Consider the following 16,782-nt stretch of genomic DNA (forward strand, 5'->3'; position numbering starts at 1 on the left):
TTTGAATTACTTATTCAAAAGAAATTTATTGTTTTCTTTTTTTGACAAAAGTTGTATCTTGCGCCCTCTTAAAAAAAATTATAAATAAAAGGTATATGGGATTAATGACATTTTTGCGTAACCGTGCGGGCTATATCCTGATTGGAGCCATAGGTTTTGCAATTGTTGCATTTTTATTGGGTGATGCAATCAAGGTAGGGAAACCTTTCTGGGCAGATTCTCAGCGTGTGGTTGGATCCGTAGATGGTGAAGATATTAGCATTGAAGATTTTGGAAAAAAAGTAGAACAAAGCGAAGCGCAGTTCAAACAACAATATGGCGGTTCTGCAAATCCACAGATGCAGGCTATGGCTGTTGACAATGTATGGCAGGGTGAAGTTGCTTCTATCTTGTTGAATAAGGAATACAGTCGCCTTGGATTAAGTATTTCTGGCGATGAGTTATTTGACTTGTATCAGGGAAAAAAACCAAGTCCACTGATTGTTCAGTATTTTGGTAATCCACAAACTGGTGAAGTAGACCGCAACGCGGTTATCGGATCTTTGAAACAGGCTGAAAAAACACCAGAACTGAAAGCACAATGGGCTTTGTTGGAAAATGAAGTTGAGAAACAAGCTTTACAACAAAAATATGCGAACCTGATCAAGAGTTCGGTATACGTTACTTCTCTGGAAGCTAACGACGAATATGTAAATAGAAACAAACTTGCGAACTTTGACTATGTAAGCCTTGATTATGCTTCTATAGCAGACGCTTCAGTAAAACTTTCTGAGTCTGATTATTCAGATTATTATAACGCAAATAAAAAACGCTTTGATAATCCTGCTGAAACACGCAGCTTTGATTACGTTTCATTTAACGTAGCACCAACAGCGGCAGATTCTGCTGTAGTAAAAGCACAGATTGAAAAATTAGCTGGAGAATTCAGGGTAGCGAAAAGTGACTCTTTGTTTGCGGCAATCAATTCGGACGTTAAAGTTCCTTATACGTATTTGACTAAAGGTAAACTTGACCCGGCTGTTGATTCAGCAATTTTTGCTTTACCTGCTGGAAGTTTTTACGGACCAAAATTCTCAGGAAGTTCTTACAAATTAGCTAAGGTAGTTGATTCCCGTTTTTCTCCTGATTCGGTTAAAGCAAGTCATATTTTATTAGATCCGGCAAAACTTGGTGGCGTTGATAAGGCTGTTAAAATGGCTGATTCATTAAAAGGATTGATTCAAAAGGGTGGTAACTTTGCTGCTTTAGCTGCGCAATACAGCGTTGATGGGTCGAAAGATAAAGGTGGTGAGCTTGGTACATTTGCTCGCGGACAAATGGTGCCTGCATTTGAGGATGCAGCATTCAACGGTCAGGCAGGTGATCTTAAAGTTGTTACGTCTCAGTTCGGAGTACACCTGATCAAAATCGAAAAGCAGATTGGTTCATCAAAAGTTGTTAAACTGGCTTACATTGAGAAAAACCTTGCAGCAAGCAGCAAGACTAAAGATGCGGCTTATAAGAAAGCAACGAGCTTCCTAAACGAAGTGAAAGGGAACGATTTTACTAAACTAGCACAGAAAAACGGCTACACAGTTGCTGTTGCAGATAAAATCACAGCAAGTCAGGGATATGCTCCTGGACTTGATAACCCACGTCCTTTGATTAAAGATGCTTATGCAGCTGACAAAGGAGATGTATTAGGCCAGGTATATCAGATGGACAACGCGTATGTTGTTGCGCGTTTAACAGACATCAGGCCAAAAGGATTACTTCCACTGGAATCTGTTAAAAAGGAAATTGAACCAATGGTTCGCAACGCTGTTAAAGCGAAAATGTTAACTGAGAAATTGGATGCTGCTGTGAAAGGTGCTTCAAATATCAACCAGGTAGCACAGAAAGTTGGTAAACAGGTTACTCCTATCCAAAACATTGTATTCGCTAATCCAATTGTTCCGGGAGCTGCACAGGAAAACAAATTGGTAGGAACAGTTTTCGGGTCTCCGGTTGGTAAATTGTCTGCGCCAGTAGATGGTGAGCGTGGTGTTTATGTGTTTACTGTTACAGGCTTCAGTGCTCCTGCGCCTTTGGCAAATACGTTTAAACAAAAAGAAGGAATGGCAGCGGGCATTGCACAGCGTGCATTAGGTCAGGCATTCCAGACCTTACAGGATAAAAGCAAGATAAAAGACAATAGGGTGAAATTCTATTAATCTATTTTTGTGTAAATTTGTAACCGGAAGCATTCCTGCTTCCGGTTTTTTTATTTTACAGCAATGGAAATTCAGGAAAATTTTGTCAATAAAGTAGCCGCCAGCGGCTTGATTACGCTCAATCTGGAAGAGTACCTTCATAAAGGAGAACGTGTTGTATACGATATTAAAGACAACCTCTTTCATGGGTTAATGCTTAGGGAAAAGGATTTCAGGGAATTTATTAAGACGCACGATTGGACAGCGTATCAGGATAAGAATGTTTCGGTGATTTGCTCAGCTGACGCTATTGTGCCTACCTGGGCTTATATGCTGTTGGCAACGAAGCTGAGTCCATATGCAAATGAAGTGGTTTTTGGTGATTTGGCGGCGCTGGAGGCCGTTTTGTTCACAAAGTCACTGGCTAAGATAGACCTTAATTCATTCGCTAATGAACGTGTTGTGGTTAAGGGCTGTGGTGATGTTGATGTTCCTGTTTCTGCTTATGTAGAGATTACTAATTTGCTGAGCCCGGTTGTTAAAAGCATTATGTACGGAGAGCCTTGCTCGACCGTCCCGGTCTATAAACGAAAGGATTAGGAATTTGGACAGCTTTTTGCTTACTTAGGTTATGAGATATGTAGTAATAGTTCTTCTTGGATTTCTGATAACCGGACGTGGCTTTGCACAAGAGCTGCCCTTAAAAAAAGAGCCTGTTTTTCAGGCAGGGGAAGTGTTGAAATACAAATTGCGGTATGGTTTTATTACTGCTGCGGAGGGTACGTTGAAAGTACTGAACTCTGATCTTAAATTTGATAATAAGCCTACGTATAAATTGGTTGTTGATGCGCAGACCTCAGGTACTTTTGATATTTTTTATAAGGTTAGGGATCATTACGATTCTTATATCGACAAGACTGATCTGACACCATATTTCTATCAGGAAAATGTACGAGAAGGGGGATACAAACGGGAAGATAAGGCGCGGTTTACTCAGGATGGGAAGAAGGTAGTTTCCAACCGTGGCACGTTTACTACACCAACTACACAAACGTTTGACTTGGTCTCTGCTTACTATTTTTCCAGAAGTCTCGACATTTCTAAGTTAAAGATTGGCGATAAGTTTAAGTTGAACTATTTTCTTGGAGACGGGATCAAACAACTCGAAATCGAGTTCACAGGTCGCGAGACAGTAAAAAGTAAAATAGGGAATGTGAAATGTCTGCGTTTTAGCCCATCTATTGAGCCAGGACGGATCTTTAAAAAGGATAGCAGACTTTATCTGTGGATTACTGATGATGGCAACAGAGTGCCTGTAAAGGCACAGGTAGAAATCCTTGTTGGCGCAGTAACGATGGAAATTAAATCGGCAGAAGGACTTAAATATCCAATTGCTTTAGAAAAATAATATGATTGAAGTTCAAAATACATTGGTGCATGAAGATGTGATCAGTGAAAACTTTGTGTGTAACCTGAATAAGTGTAAGGGTATTTGTTGTGTAGAAGGAGATTCTGGTGCACCATTGGATCATGCTGAAAAAGCTATCCTGGCGGATATTTATCCAAAGATAAAACACCTGCTGGCACCAAAGGGTATTGCAGCTATTGAGGCTTATGGTACTTCTGTAGTGGATGAGGATGGAGACCTTACAACCACGTGTGTGGACGGGAATAAAGAATGCGCTTACGTAACCTTCGAAAATGGAATCACGAAGTGTGCTATTGAAAAAGGCTATGAGCAGGGAATAGTTGATTGGCAAAAACCTATTTCATGTCACTTATATCCAATCAGAATCACCCAATACCCTGAATTTGACGTGCTGAATTATGACCGTTGGAGTATTTGTAAAGATGCCTGCACTTTTGGACGAGAACTAAAGGTTCCTGTTTATCAGTTTTTGAAAGGGCCCCTTATTAGAAAATATGGTGCAGAATGGTACTCGGAGCTCGAAAAAAGTGTATCTTCAAGCCGCGATGATGCTTCATCATCAATTTAAAAACTTAGACCCTAAATACATTGAAAGGAATAATTTTAGCAGGCGGTAGCGGTACAAGATTGCACCCCTTAACTTTGGTGATGAGCAAGCAGATGATGCCTGTTTATGATAAACCAATGATCTATTATCCGTTGTCAACTTTAATGTTGGCGGGTATTCATGAGATTTTGATTATTTCGACTCCTCACGATTTGCCAAACTTCGAAAAATTGCTTGGTGATGGATCTGCACTTGGCTGTAAGTTTTCTTATGCTGTTCAGGCGGAGCCTAACGGACTTGCACAGGCTTTTGTAATTGGTGCGGACTTTATTGGAACTGATAAGGTTGCTTTGGTTCTTGGAGATAATATTTTTTATGGTGATGGCATGGCTAAGTTGCTTCAGGCAAGTTCCGATCCCATAGGGGGCGTGGTATTTGCCTATAGGGTGTCTGATCCTGAGCGTTACGGTGTAGTCGAATTCGATGCTGATAAGAATGCAGTTTCTATAGAAGAGAAACCAATGGAGCCTAAATCTGATTATGCAGTTCCAGGATTATATTTCTACGATAACAGTGTTGTTGAGATTGCTAAAAATATCAAGCCGTCGCCGAGAGGTGAATATGAAATTACTGACGTGAATAAAGTTTACCTGGAACAAGGTAAATTGAAAGTTGGCGTGTTAAGTCGTGGAACAGCATGGCTTGATACAGGGACGTTTGCATCATTAATGCAGGCTGGACAGTTCGTTCAGGTGATTGAGGAGCGTCAGGGCCTTAAAATTGGCTGTATTGAGGAAGTAGCTTATCGCATGGGATACATTGATAAAGATCAACTGATTAAAATAGCAACGCCACTTGTTAAAAGTGGGTATGGTGCTTATTTGCTGAAGATTGTTAAATAGATAGTTTTCATTTATAAACAAAAAATGCCAGGCAATTTGCCTGGCATTTTTTGTTTGCTGCTGTTGTTATTTATCCAATGATCTTTGCATTGGGTTGGTGCCTACCGACTGGCCTCTTGCCGCAGTAGCTCCCTTTTGTTTAAATATTTGGAACTTTGATGCTTTTTCTTTGATGCCCCAGGTATTGTTACTCTCGTCGATATCGGCAGTTTCGCGCATTGGGTCAATTTGGATCGAAGCTACTTCTTTGTCTTCAACATAGAACTTAGAAGTTTTTAATTCATTCAATCTCCAGATCTGCGCAGGAATCTTATCTACTTTCTTAGTTCCATCTTTATAAGTGAATTCAACGATGATTGGCATAATCAATCCGCCTTTGTTACTGAACGAAAGCTCATAGAAATATTTGCCAGCATACTTAGCCTGCTCTTCAGTGCTTAAAAGTTCAATTTGTCTGCCAAACTCTTGTTTACCTAAATTGGTACTGTCGGCTTTGGCTAAACCGCGGTCATACTTCCAGTAGAAATCTCTCGCATTTTGGTCTTTATCTGTGTAGAAGACGATACGCTTGTCTTCACGGTTCAATTTCTTGGAAATGTCTTCGAAGGCATTGACAGCAGGTTTGTCCATTCTTGCATTTACCATTCTTGTAGCCGGAATTTTGCCATCAAAATCAGGTCTGGCAAACTTCACAGAATCCAGAGCGATATCACAGGCATCAGTTCCATAGAACCAGCCTCTCCAGAACCAATCAAGGTCTTCGCCGCTTGCATCTTCCATTGTCCTGAACAGATCTGCAGGTGTTGGGTGCTTAAATGCCCAGCGTCTGGCATATTCTTTAAAGGCATAGTCGAACAGCTCTCTGCCCATGATCGTTTCTCTAAGGATATTAAGCGCAGTTGCAGGTTTAGAATAGGCATTTGGCCCAAAACGAACGATGTTCTCAGAGTTCGTCATTACTGGCTCCAATTGATCTTTAGGGAGCTTCATATAGTCTATGATTGTGTATGCCGGACCTTTCTTACTTGGGAATTTATTGTCCCATAGCTCTTCAGTCAGGTATTCTACGAAAGAGTTTAGACCTTCATCCATCCAGGTCCATTGACGTTCGTCACTGTTCACGATCATTGGGAAGAAGTTGTGTCCAACCTCATGGATAATCACACCCAACATGCCATTTTTAGAAGTTTCGCTATAGGTTCCATCTTTCTCTGTTCTGCCATAGTTGAAGCAGATCATTGGATATTCCATTCCATTTGCCGCTTCAACACTTTGTGCAACGGGGTACGGATATGGGAAAGTGAAGTCAGAATACGTTTTTACAGTATGTGCTACTGCTCTGGTGGAAAATTTACTGTACAGTCCGTACGCTTCTTTACCGTAGAAGCTCATACACATCACATTTTTACCAGAAATGGGTTGCGCCATGGCGTCCCACACAAATTTACGTGAAGAAGTCCATGCAAAATCACGTACGTTATTTGCCTGGAAAACCCATGTTTTAGTCTGTGTAGATTTTTTTGTCTCTGCAACTTTAGCTTCTGCAAGCGTTACAATTTCTACCGGAGCCGTTGCAACTTTTGCTTTCTGCCATCTGGCAAGTTGTGCAGGCGATAATACGGCGCTGTAGTTAATACATTCTCCGGTTCCACCAACAACATGGTCAGCAGGAGCGGTGATTTGTACTTTGAAATTTCCGAAAGTCAAAGCGAATTCACCACGGCCAGTAAACTGATGGTTTTGCCATCCCTGAAAATCACTGTATACACACAGTCTTGGATACCATTGTGCCATGGTGAAGAGGTGATTCCCGTCTTCCGGGAAGAATTCGTAACCACCACGACCGCCTTGAGCGATACGGTCACCAATTTTGTAGTTCCAATTTACCTTAAACACGAATTGCTGTCCTGATTTTAAAGGAACCGGCATTTCCACACGCATCATGGTTTTGTTGATGGTGTATTTTAGGTTTTTGCCCAGTGCGTCAGTAAGGCCGATAACATTCACACCATAGCCATTGTCAGCACCATTATCCGCAGATTTATCTAATGTTTGTACGGTTGAGCTGGCTGGCATTTTACTTGCCGACTGGTAATTGGCATTTTTAGTGTTGCTATGCTCATTTTCATCGAGCTGAAGCCAGATATAAGTTAATACATCAGGAGAGTTATTAAAATAGGTAATGGTTTCATTACCCGTGAGGGTCAATTTCTTTTCGTCCAGGCTACACTTGATATCATAGTCGGCCCGCTGTTGCCAATATTTTACGCCGGGTGCACCACTGGCTGTGCGCTGTTCGTTGGAGGTGGGAAGGATTGTTCCCAATTGTTCAAATTTGTTGCCATGGTTACTTTCAGGGTTGTTCATGATATTCTGAGCAAAGGTTCCCTGAATAGAAACTGCAGCAACGAGTAGAGAAGTGTAGAATCTTTTCATTTCTAATTGTTAGGAGAAGTTTAAATTTAAGTGTTTTTTTGTAAACAGAAAAAATAATCCACGCATGATGGCGATATTCAAAAAAACGATACTAATTTGTTACCTGATTTGCGGAATTTTAATCCCGGAAGGAGTAAAAGCAGAAAAAAAACATCCGTTTCACCTGAGTTCCACAGAAGTGGAGTATAATGCAAAATCTTTAACACTTGAAGTTAGCTGCAGGATCTTTACCGACGACTTCGAGACGGTGCTAGCCAAGAATTTTAGGCAAAAAGTAGATCTTTCTGCCGCTACTCAACATAAAGCAATGGAAGAACTCGTAAAAAAATATGTGTTGACTAACCTGGCATTTCAAGGAAATGGGAAAGCGTTAGCCTTAACCTATGTTGGTTTTGAGCGGGACAACGAGGCCATAGTAGTGTATGTGGAAACAGAACCAGTAAAAAGTCTGAAAAAATTAGAAACGACAAATACTATTCTTTATGACTTGTTTGATGATCAAACCAATATCGTTCATTTTACGGTTGGTGGTAATCGAAAGAGTGCTAAACTAGACTATCCGAACAGAAGGTTAAACACAGATTTTTAATGACTATGAATCCGTATTTGAGTCAGTTATCCAAAATTGGATCTGCATCTTCAAGAAAAATTGTGGGGCTGATGTCTGGCACTTCATTGGACGGGCTTGACATTGCCTTATGTGAGTTTAGTGGTTATGGATTGGAAACTCAGGTTAAGCTTCTTAATTTCAGGACGATAAGTTATAGTTCGGAACTGAAATCGGCACTCAAGCTGATCAGTTCTAAACCCAGAGTTGATTTGGAACAAGTTACAGTATTGAATGCTTATCTGGGTAATATCTATGGGGAGATGGTGTTAGCATGCCTCGGGGATTGGAATGTTGAGGTGACAGATGTTGATTTAATAGCCAGTCACGGACAAACCATCTACCATGCGCCGAAACATCAACATGGTCTGGAGTTTTATCCAAATGCTACCTTTCAAATCGGTGATGGGGATCATGTTGCTGTGAAAACTGGGATAATAACCCTCAGTGATTTTCGGCAGAAACATGTGGCTGCGGGTGGTGAGGGAGCACCTTTATCGATTTATGGTGACTACCTGTTATTCTCGAGCGATACTGAACACCGGGTATTGCTAAATATCGGGGGAATTTCAAACTTTACCTATTTGCCTGCGACTGGTTCTGGGCTGGCGGTAATGTCTACAGATGTGGGACCAGGGAACACGTTAATGGATCAATTTGTACAGCGGGAGTACCCAGGTCTAGGCTATGATGATGGGGGGAGCATAGCTGCTGCCGGTGAGATAAACGAGTCATTGTTGAATCTATTACTTGATGATGCCTTTTTTAAGCGGTCTTTTCCAAAAACGACAGGCCCCGAAGTTTTCAGCTTGAGTTATCTGGATAATGTTTTAGGTAAAGCTGGATTAATTGAATTGACGAATGCAGATGTGCTGGCTACATTATCTGCTTTTACCGTCGCAGGGATTGAACTCGGTCTATCTGCTTGTATTCCGGATAACACGGATTTTAGTTTATATATCAGCGGTGGTGGCATGCACAACACTTTTCTTCGGCAACAGCTTGAAGCAAAGCTTGGACTCAGTATAAAAAGTACGGCTCTGCTGGACATTGATCCGGATGCCAAGGAAGCAGTATTATTTGCTGTATTGGCGAACGAATGTATCAGCGGAGCCGCACTTCAATATCCAACAACTTCAGGTTTGTTGCCTGTAGCTATGGGTAAAATCAGTTTGCCTAGATAGCCTGGGTTTCTGCCCGCAGCCATTCAGCCTCTTCGGCGGTTAACAAAGGACTTAGTTTTTCGTATACGATGCCGTTGTATAGATTCAACCAGTCGATCTGGCTCTGTTCCAACAGGTGCTTCTGAACGATCTTTGTACTGATTGGAGCTATAGTAAGCGTTTCAAACGCATAAAAATCATTGAACTCGTTGCTTACCGATTGAATGGTATTGACGAGATTCTCTATTCTAATTCCATGTTTCCCTGGTCTGTAAACGCCGGGCTCCACGGAAGTAATCATTCCCAGTTCTATAGCTACTGGATTGTTTGTTGGGTTAAAAACCTGAGGACCTTCATGAACGTTAAGCAGATACCCTACACCGTGACCAGTTCCATGGCCATAATTGATGGCGTGATCCCATAGTGGTTTACGGGTGATGGCATCAATCTGGTACCCGCATGTTCCTTTAGGAAAGCGTGCTTTACATCCATCGATCATGCCCTTAAGAACAAGCGTGTAATCCGTATTTTCTTCTTCCGTAGTAGGTCCCATAGGAATTGTACGGGTGATGTCTGTGGTGCCATAAAAATACTGACCGCCAGAATCTACAAGAAATAAGCCTTTTGGCTCAACTTCTACATCGCTTTCTGCTGAGGCGCCATAATGTGGTAACGCACCATGGGCGGCATAGGCGCTGATCGTATTAAAGCTGTCTCCGATATAACCTTCCTGCGCTTTTCTGAATTCCTGCAGTTTCGCTGCTGCCGAAAGTTCAGTAATTCTTGTTTGACCGATGTTTTCAGAAAGCCATTTTAAGAAGCGTGTTATAGCAACTCCATCTTTAACCATTGCAGAACGGGTATTAGCCAGCTCGGTAGTATTTTTAACGGCTTTTAAGTTTGTTGATGGATTGGTGTCTTTTATGATCCTTACAGATTTGGGCAGGAGCTTGGAAAAAGCAAAGCAATTCCTTTTAGGATCAATAAAAATGGAAGAATCTTCAGGAATTTCGGTTAGGGCCTGCTCGATGCTGGTATACGGTGCAAGTGTTACATCGCAGTTTTGTAATGTAGTTTTTGCGGCCTCATCCAGTTTGTTCAGGTCTATAAATAAAGTTGCTTCAGTTTGGCTAATTAAGGCAAAGCTAAGCACAACGGGGTTGTAATTGACATCTTTACCTCTGATGTTAAAAATCCATGCCATGTCATCTAAAGAAGATACAAGATGCCACTGAGCAGACGACGCCTTTAGCGCAGTACGGATTGAGGATAATTTATCTTTTATTGATTCGCCGGTGTGTTCGTCTTCGAGTAGAAACGCAGCCTCAATAGGTAAAGCTGGTCTGTCTGCCCAGATCGGACTGAGGTAGTCTTTGTTGGCCAGGCTGATGCCTTTTAAGTTTAATTTCTCTGTCAGCATTTCGCCCAATAAAATAGAGAGCAATTGTTCATCTGCGCCAACGATGGCGCCAGGCCGTAGCTGCTCTCCCAACCATTGGATGTATTCGGGGGCATGCTGTACCTTTTGTTTAACGAGTTCAAAACCGCTTCCTTCAAGCTCTTCAGCTGCCTGTTCGAAATATCTGAAATCTGTCCAGAGTCCGGCAAAGTCATGTGTGATTACCAATGTACCGGCAGATCCCCTAAAGCCAGAGGCAAAAGGGATGCATTTGTAATATTTAGGAAGGTATTCACTGATATGCGGATCTGCAGATGGAATGATATAAGCATCCACCTGGTCTGCTTTTATCTGTCTGCGGATCTCGCTAAGTTTTTCTTTATAAGTCATGTTGTGCTGTTTAACCTAATATTCAATCAAACAAAGCTAGCATTTTCTGTTATAAAGCTTTTTAATTGGCCGTGTCTTTTTTGGTTTCTACAGCATCCTGAACACTTTGTGACAATGCGGAAAGGAAGTTATAGCCGGTAGCTTTCTCGATGTCACGAACGGTCACGCGGTATTTTTTCCAGTCTTTATCAATGGTGTTTATGTTCGGTGTGTTAACCGCTATCACCCGGGTATTTGCATCAACTCGTTGGAGATCTCCGTTCCCAACAGGTAAAATCACTGCGATTTTCCAGACATTTGATGGAACGGTAACTTTTCCACCATTGATGGTTGTCGCTGATCCATTAGAGCCAACTCCACCAGCTCCGTAACTTCCCATGATAATGAATACTTCATTGCCGAGGATAACCTGAGCTCTGAGGTAAGACTCTAACGACTCCCAGGTCTGTTGATTATTTTGCGGCGCTTGCGGAATCATGTTAGTCATCAAGAACGTTGCACTGTTAGCGTTAGTAGAGCTTGTCCTGTCGCCAGAAGGACAGTTATGTCCCCTGTCAAAACCAGTACCGGAGTAGCTGGTGTTTTGGACAATGTAATAACTTGCAGGGAGCCCACTAAAACCGGCAAAGTTATCTAGTCTTTTCACTGCATTGGAAGCGGTGCTTGCATCTAAATGCCAGCTCACCCAATTTGGCGTGCCACGTGAATTACTATAAGACTCAGTATAATATTTTTGATCAATGTAAAAGTTATCCGCTGTGGCAGAGGTTGCGTTAGACGGATTTCCAAAAATCATATTGCTATTATCTCCACTCATCGGTTGCGCATCTGCTCCTGCGACTACAGTACGTGGTTTTTCCGGAGTTGTAGTTTTCACAGTATCTGCGGGCGCAGTATCTGGAGTTCCAACCACAATTCCCGGATCGCCGCTTCCTTTGAAGATGATATCATCCAGGTTAATCCGTGCGGCATCTGTTGATCCTGCACTGGTGATGCGGAAACGTAGTTTACCAGGGATGCTTACTTTAAAAGAATCTGTTACCAGCTTAGTGCTGGTTTCGGTAATTTGTGCGCCGAGTGCAGTATAATTTGTTCCGCCGTCAGCAGATACATACAGTTGCCAGGTTGATGCGGGATCTGTTCCGTATTTTCCATGGGAAATATATACCATGGTTAAGCCCTCAATATCAAAATTCATGGAGATTTTTCCACTGCGCATGCGTACGCTCTTATTGCCATTTTTTAAATCTGCAGCGAGGTTTCCGATCAAGGCGTTGTCCATGCTCCACGTGCCGGTCGGCATAGTTGCATCGCCAAGGGCATAAGCTCCTTTTACAGCGTTTTCAAAATCCTCAGTAATTTTATAAGATTTAGGAGTAGACAATACCGGATCTTGTGCAGTTTCCGTTGTCGATTTTGCGCAGCCCGCCAGCCCTATTGCCAATCCGGCATATAGAATGAAATTTTTAATAGACATCAATGCTTTCTTTTAATCAAAAATTAGGAGGGCGAATTCAGATTATAAATCTAAGCAATTGTAGATTCTTTCCTGCAAAATTAGGTAAAAAATCGAAAGCCAATGTGTAGTTTGTGTTAATTTTCCGCTTTTCAGACCTCAAGAATTTATTTAAGTTGGTAATCGATAACAATCCCGCTCGCAAGCAATTGGTTTCCTTTAGCGCTCGATTTCTTTGAAGCGGGAATGGATACGATCAGTACAGACGATTTTGCATTGATGGTAACCGAAGTTTTACCCTTAACTCCTTTTGCTATGAACTTGTGATTTATGGAGTCGTACAGGTCGGATTTTTCAGCACAAATTAAGGTTATAGATTTTGTCGATGTATATGGGTTGTAGTATAGGTGGGTCGGGTAGGCGTTGTTTCTGTAAAAGTCTGTCGCCAGAACGTCCAACTCCAATATTCCCTTTACGTTTGTTTCTTTCACAATACTTCCAAAAATTCCTGCATGGCCACTGCCATAAACGCTAAATTGGGAAACATTTGGATTTTGGCCAGGAACCCATTTAGGTCCGTCACCCTGTGCTACCGGAGAAGGCAACTTAGTATATAGCGTATCGAAAGTAGAGGTTTTAGCAATTCCTTCATAGGCAATCACTCCTTTTGTAACCTCGGCAAATTCTGGTAGTGTCTGGTGTTCTTTAGGCATATATTGCGGATAGAAATATCTCGATGCGCTAACCGCATTTAGCATCCATTTACCAATCGCATTGGCATATGCCGGCTGATATCTCACTAAAGGGACCAGGGGCCATGCAGCATCAAAAGTGTTCATTAAAAAACCATAACCGCCATGATCTACTGTACTTCCTACTGTTCCGGATATATCAATGCCATTCCAATTTCCGATAAGAAAGCCCCAGCCTTCGCGACAAACGGCCGTGCCTGCAAAAGTCCAATCCAGCATTTTGGCCAGGTCAAAATTTGTGTGTTGCTCAACGTTCATCCTTGCTGCGAGGTAAGCTCCAAAGGGCATTAATAGTTCATAGGTAGGATTGATTTTTTGACTTTCCAATGCTTTCATCGCGCTAATTGCACCTTTCAGATAACGCGGATCGCCGAATTTTTTGTAGGCGGCGTAAAGCACATAAGCATGACCGGCAGCGGCATCAGGTTGAGCGCAAATGGTATTGGTCATCGGTTTCATTTTGCCGTAGTCAAAATAGGAATAATTGTAATTCCCATTCAGAATGGAATCGGCCTTAAAGAATTTTTCTGCTATGCTTCTGGCAATTTTATCAAAATCTTTTTGTGCAGGGTATTTGGTGTAGATGGCGTAAAACAACAAATTCGGGTATACATCATACCACCAGTCGCGCCCATACCCGCCACCCAATAAGGCAACTTCGGGCGCCGTATTGTTCATCATAATATCCCATCCGGTATCGATATTATAATAGTTTTTAAGCATGGCTACATAGTTCATACCGTTCTGATTGCTCTTATCGATACCAACAAGAGAGGCACCTAATACAGCGCCCATGTTGGTAAGCGCTTCATGAAACATACCCTTATTATGTGCGGCTCCCTGTCTGACATCACCGATTGCGGTATACATACCTAATACCGGCTGTTTAAAATTTTTGCCTGTACTATCCATCCAGACTAAAGGCCAGTATTTGCCTTTTGCGTTGAAGTCATATACTGTTTTGTCAAATTTTAAGGCCATCTTTCTCCAGTCTATAATCTGTAGGGCCTGTGGTATATCAGCCATTTGATTTACCCTGGGAATATCGACTTGTTTAACCTGTGTAAAGGCAGTGGTGGTAAAAAGAAAAAGGAGGCAGGTGAGCGGAAGAAATTTCATTTTCATATCATTCTATTAAATAGCTGCTTCAGCAACTTTAGCATCAATTTGGTTTTCTGTTGGTGTGTGATTTGCAAATTCGCCGTTCATGATTTTGCCTTTTCTGATGATACCTTTTGCTACCCAATAAGAACTGAGTTGTAATACCGCTACAATAATAATGGCATAACGGAGTGCAATTTCGTTAGAGAAAGTGTAGGCAAGTATCAGGAAAGTTCCTGCGCCCGACAAACGCCCTATGTATAGTCCTGCTTCGTGGTTCAGGATATAGGCAAATTCACTTCTCTTTTCTTTTTTTGTCAGGATATCGATCACACTAAATTGTATCGGGAAATAAGCCAAATCCAGCAGCGGTTTAGCAAGCAATAAAAACAGCATAAACAAGATCACTCCAGTTCCATTAAATAAGACTCCATTGATCAGGGCTGCTATAGTAAATAAAACTAATCCTGCACCGAATACATAAATCCGGTGTTCAGGTGTTGTTTTTCGCCCAATGATATACATGAGGATAGCTGCAAATATAGCGCCTACTGATTGGGCGGTACCGAGCGCACCTTCTTTGCCCAGTAATAGCATAATCAGCATTGCTGGCGCAGTTACCAGAAAGCCCTGTACTAATCCTTTTAATACCGCAAGAAACATCAATCTGTACCAGTATGGATCAAACTTAAAATAGATAAATTTTTTGCTGGTCGGGTTGTTGAACTTGCCTTTGAAGCACATGATCGAAGCAAGTATGGTAATAACAAATACAATTCCTGTAACAATCTTATACGCCAGTTTTGCGTCGCCTGTGTTGGCAGAGAATTCAATGAACCAACCGATCATTACCGGAATGACTACCGCAATTATGGTATAGAAAAACGTTTCAAGTCCGTAGTAATAATTCCTGTTCTTATCATTTGTAATCGCCAAAGCCAGGAAATCGCGGTTGGCCCAATAGAACCCGAAAGACATGCCCATTACGATCCCTGCGATTCCGACACCTGTAATATCCAAGGTTTTCAGCGACATCATGATCATCATAGACACTCCGCTTAGTACCATTCCGAGCGAATACAGCACTTTGATCGGGAATTTATTTAAGAGCCATCCGTTAATCAGGAATGTTATGGGAATACCAGTATAGATTGTTAACTGGTAAACCACTACCTTTGTCGGGTCGTTGGAACTCCGCATAACATAGGCAGCAACAAAAATATCGATTACCGGTAACACAATGCTATAAATCAGGTTGGTCAACGTAAGTATTTTGAAATTATGCGTCTGATCCTTAAAATGCGTGATTTCAGATTTTAATTTATTCAGCATGATGATAGGTTAATGAGGACAGAATCTCCTCAATTGAAAACTTAGCGCCGCAAACAAATTCATCTGCAGCTCCATAATATATTGTGAGTTCATCACCATTCACCACGTGTCCGTTTGTAAAAACGACGTGTCCAAAAAAGCCACTTACTTCATATTCAGCGGTAGGTGCCATAATCGGCTCTTCGCTGCGCGCAATAACTTTTGAGGGATCGTTGAGGTCCATCAGAAAAGCGCCTAGGCAATAGCGGTGTTCGGCGTTTGCGCCATGATAGATCTCCAACCAGCCTTTTTCAGTTTTGATGGGTGCTGCGCCTGCACCAACACGTTTACTATCCCAGTGATCTTTGCGGGTTTTGATGATGCATTTATGCCTGCCCCAATGGATGCCATCAGGCGATTCGGCAAGCCAAATGAAATTGCCCCCCAGATCGACACTACTCGGGCGGTGTAAGGCATAATATTTTCCATTAATTCGTTCTTCAAAGATTGCGCAATCTTTATTGTGTGGGGGGATAATCATGCCCTCTGATTTGAAGGTCTTCCAATCTTTTGTTGTCTTCAGACCCACCCCAACACCATTTTCAGATACTGAGGTAAATGTAAGATAATACGTGTCGTCTATCAACGCCACCCGGCAATCCTCAATACCGAAAGATTCCAGATTACCTTCGCCTTGCAAGAGGTTATATCCCGCGGGTTCAATGAAGTTGACGCCATCTTCACTGCACAGTAATCTCAAATGAGAAAGCGTGGTTAGGTAATCGAGCCCTTTAAAATTGATTACTCGAGGATCAGTGGCGATCAGTTCAGGGTGACTCGTTTCAATGGTCATAATCTCTATCCCAGTTGGGGTTAGGATAGGGAACGATATAATTTCTTCAAGTTGCGATGGGCGTTCTGCCACGCGTACCAATAACCATGTTTTTCCTTGAAAGGTGAATACACCGGGGTTAAGCAGGCAGGTTATTTCCAGTCCTTCTAAACTTGGTTTAAGGTCTGCGGGACTTAACAATGGGTTTTGGGAAAATCTTTGAGCAAGGTCTTTCATCAGCATATAGGATTAAGTTGTGCAAGACGGTACAAGCGGCAGGCCTTGT

General features: G+C 42.0%; 13 protein-coding genes. 7 read left to right on the forward strand and 6 right to left on the reverse strand.

Annotation, left to right across the window (positions count from 1 at the left end):
- The first annotated feature begins 95 nt into the window (after positions 1-95).
- The 5 genes from CLV32_RS18910 (at position 96) to rfbA (ending at position 5,049) form a co-directional block, all read left to right on the forward strand.
- Positions 96-2,192 carry a peptidylprolyl isomerase gene (locus CLV32_RS18910; RefSeq protein ID WP_133558478.1) on the forward strand — a complete coding sequence of 699 codons (2,097 nt, stop codon included), beginning with the start codon at positions 96-98 and terminating at the stop codon, positions 2,190-2,192.
- Positions 2,193-2,255: 63 nt separating this feature from the next.
- The gene (locus CLV32_RS18915) at positions 2,256-2,771 is read left to right on the forward strand and encodes a DUF2480 family protein (protein WP_133558480.1); all 516 of its coding nucleotides are present in this window, start codon (positions 2,256-2,258) and stop codon (positions 2,769-2,771) included.
- Between the two features lie 31 nt (positions 2,772-2,802).
- Positions 2,803-3,579 (forward strand): DUF3108 domain-containing protein, encoded by a 777-nt coding sequence (locus CLV32_RS18920; protein ID WP_133558482.1) that lies wholly within the window; start codon positions 2,803-2,805, stop codon positions 3,577-3,579.
- 1 nt (position 3,580) lies between these two features.
- Positions 3,581-4,168, forward strand: a complete 588-nt coding sequence (locus CLV32_RS18925) for a DUF3109 family protein (RefSeq protein ID WP_133558484.1) — start codon at positions 3,581-3,583, stop codon at positions 4,166-4,168.
- Between the two features lie 20 nt (positions 4,169-4,188).
- A complete protein-coding gene (gene rfbA / locus CLV32_RS18930) occupies positions 4,189-5,049 on the forward strand; it encodes a glucose-1-phosphate thymidylyltransferase RfbA (RefSeq protein ID WP_133558486.1) in 861 nt (286 codons plus the stop codon).
- 66 nt (positions 5,050-5,115) lie between these two features.
- Here the strand turns inward: rfbA and CLV32_RS18935 are convergent, their stop codons facing one another.
- The gene (locus CLV32_RS18935; RefSeq protein ID WP_133558488.1) at positions 5,116-7,485 is read right to left on the reverse strand and encodes a M1 family metallopeptidase; all 2,370 of its coding nucleotides are present in this window, start codon (positions 7,483-7,485) and stop codon (positions 5,116-5,118) included.
- A 64-nt stretch (positions 7,486-7,549) separates the two neighbouring features.
- Between CLV32_RS18935 and CLV32_RS18940 the strand changes: the two genes are divergently transcribed.
- The gene (locus CLV32_RS18940) at positions 7,550-8,074 is read left to right on the forward strand and encodes a DUF6702 family protein (protein ID WP_133558490.1); all 525 of its coding nucleotides are present in this window, start codon (positions 7,550-7,552) and stop codon (positions 8,072-8,074) included.
- Entirely contained in the window at positions 8,074-9,276 is a 1,203-nt protein-coding gene (locus CLV32_RS18945) for an anhydro-N-acetylmuramic acid kinase (protein ID WP_243732357.1), read from the forward strand. The genes CLV32_RS18940 and CLV32_RS18945 overlap by 1 nt, the downstream gene beginning before the upstream one ends.
- Here the strand turns inward: CLV32_RS18945 and CLV32_RS18950 are convergent.
- From CLV32_RS18950 to CLV32_RS18970, 5 genes are all read right to left on the reverse strand, one after another.
- Positions 9,269-11,044, reverse strand: coding sequence for an aminopeptidase P family protein (locus CLV32_RS18950; protein WP_133558492.1), 1,776 nt, complete (start codon positions 11,042-11,044; stop codon positions 9,269-9,271). The genes CLV32_RS18945 and CLV32_RS18950 overlap by 8 nt on opposite strands.
- Before the next feature lie 61 nt (positions 11,045-11,105).
- Positions 11,106-12,521, reverse strand: a complete 1,416-nt coding sequence (locus CLV32_RS18955; RefSeq protein WP_133558494.1) for a DNA/RNA non-specific endonuclease — start codon at positions 12,519-12,521, stop codon at positions 11,106-11,108.
- Positions 12,522-12,667: 146 nt separating this feature from the next.
- A complete protein-coding gene (locus CLV32_RS18960; protein WP_133558497.1) occupies positions 12,668-14,377 on the reverse strand; it encodes a glycoside hydrolase family protein in 1,710 nt (569 codons plus the stop codon).
- A gap of 9 nt (positions 14,378-14,386) precedes the next feature.
- A complete protein-coding gene (locus tag CLV32_RS18965; RefSeq protein WP_243732358.1) occupies positions 14,387-15,685 on the reverse strand; it encodes an MFS transporter in 1,299 nt (432 codons plus the stop codon).
- A complete protein-coding gene (locus tag CLV32_RS18970; RefSeq protein ID WP_133558499.1) occupies positions 15,675-16,733 on the reverse strand; it encodes a glycoside hydrolase family 130 protein in 1,059 nt (352 codons plus the stop codon). Before CLV32_RS18970 ends, CLV32_RS18965 begins: the two co-directional genes overlap by 11 nt.
- Positions 16,734-16,782 lie beyond the last annotated feature (49 nt).

It is taken from the genome of Pedobacter duraquae (assembly GCF_004362245.1).
Classification (GTDB): Bacteria; Bacteroidota; Bacteroidia; order Sphingobacteriales; family Sphingobacteriaceae; genus Pedobacter; species Pedobacter duraquae.